This is a genomic window from Photobacterium kasasachensis, assembly GCF_050336885.1.
Taxonomy (GTDB): Bacteria; Pseudomonadota; Gammaproteobacteria; order Enterobacterales; family Vibrionaceae; genus Photobacterium; species Photobacterium kasasachensis.
Genome location: NZ_JAKJSH010000069.1, coordinates 1 through 799, shown reverse-complemented (window position 1 = coordinate 799; position 799 = coordinate 1). Strand labels below are relative to the sequence as shown.

The window sequence follows — 799 nt, the reverse complement described above, 5'->3', positions numbered from 1 at the left end:
GCCCAACAACGTTGGCAAGAAACACTTGGTCCCGTTCGTCTAGAGGCCTAGGACACCGCCCTTTCACGGCGGTAACAGGGGTTCGACTCCCCTACGGGACGCCATGGGTCGTTAGCTCAGTTGGTAGAGCAGTTGACTTTTAATCAATTGGTCGCAGGTTCGAATCCTGCACGACCCACCATCTTCTCCTTTGAAGATGTAAAACATCGGAGGGGATTAGCTCAGTTGGGAGAGCACCTCCCTTACAAGGAGGGGGTCACTGGTTCGAGCCCGGTATCGCCCACCACTCTTTCTTTTCGAGAGAACCCAGAAATACCTGATGGGGCTATAGCTCAGCTGGGAGAGCGCCTGCCTTGCACGCAGGAGGTCAGCAGTTCGATCCTGCTTAGCTCCACCACTCTTTAAACGTACTTCTCTTGAAAGACAGAGACGAAAGTGCTTTTAAAAAGTGGTTATCTCTTGATAAACACATGCTCTTTAACAATCTGGAAAGCTGACTAGTAAATTCAACCATAAGGTTGAATTAAAATGTTTCATCGAGAGATGAAACGAGTTCTCAAGCAATACACATTCAAGTGTCTTGTGTAAGAGTCCGGCGAAAAACCAATGTCTCCTTATCAGAGACACAAACCTTGGTTGTTTGAACATACGAAACCTCTTGGGGTTGTATGGTTAAGTGACTAAGCGTACACGGTGGATGCCTTGGCAGTCAGAGGCGATGAAGGACGTACTAACTTGCGTTAAGCCCAGATTAGGCAGTAAGAGCCACTTGAGTCTGGGATTTCCGAATGGGGAAACC

Annotated in this window: 4 tRNA genes and 1 rRNA gene; all 5 read left to right on the top strand. The window is 48.3% G+C overall.

What is annotated here, in order from left to right:
- Window positions 1-28 precede the first annotated feature (28 nt).
- A tRNA-Glu gene (locus tag L4D19_RS30380) sits at window positions 29-104 on the top strand.
- Between the two features lies 1 nt (window position 105).
- Window positions 106-181, top strand: a tRNA-Lys gene (locus tag L4D19_RS30375).
- Between the two features lie 30 nt (window positions 182-211).
- A tRNA-Val gene (locus tag L4D19_RS30370) sits at window positions 212-286 on the top strand.
- A gap of 35 nt (window positions 287-321) precedes the next feature.
- Window positions 322-397 (top strand) — tRNA-Ala (locus tag L4D19_RS30365).
- A 273-nt stretch (window positions 398-670) separates the two neighbouring features.
- Window positions 671-799: ribosomal RNA gene (locus tag L4D19_RS30360) — 23S ribosomal RNA — on the top strand; the annotation flags it as partial.